1 pseudogene is annotated in these 472 nt (G+C 53.0%); it reads right to left on the bottom strand.

Annotated elements, in window-relative coordinates:
* Positions 1-62 precede the first annotated feature (62 nt).
* Positions 63-472 (bottom strand): annotated as a pseudogene (locus B2899_RS17375) (phenylalanine--tRNA ligase subunit beta); the annotation flags it as partial.

Raw genomic sequence — 472 nt, 5'->3', positions numbered from 1 at the left:
CTCACGATTTTCACAGAAAAAGAAGGAGACATCTCTCGCCGTCTCCTCCTTCTTCCTAACGATTAGCCGCGCAATTCGGCTCCGCATTCGGCGGCCAGAGCCTCTACTACTCTACCGTGCGCCGCCTGTATTTCTTCGTCGGTCAATGTACGTTCCGGATCACGGTACGTGCAGGACAGCGCGACGCTTTTCTTATTCTCGCCAAGCCTGTCGTCTACGTACACGTCAAAAATGCGTACCGATTCCAGCCATTCGCCGGCGGATGCTTCGATAACTTTCTGAAGGTCTCCTGCGCTGACACTGCGGTCAACCACAACCGCAATATCACGGCTGATGGCGGGATACTTCGGCAGCGGTATCATCCCCTGGTGCATCGTCGAAAGCTCAAGCAGCAAATCAGCGTCCAGTTGAAATACGTATGTCTCATCTACGTCATATTTCTGCTGAGTAGCCGGATGAACCTGACCAAGAT

It is taken from the genome of Aneurinibacillus sp. UBA3580 (assembly GCF_002375825.1).
GTDB lineage: Bacteria > Bacillota > Bacilli > Aneurinibacillales > Aneurinibacillaceae > Aneurinibacillus > Aneurinibacillus danicus.
This window is presented reverse-complemented; position numbering and strand designations above follow the sequence as displayed.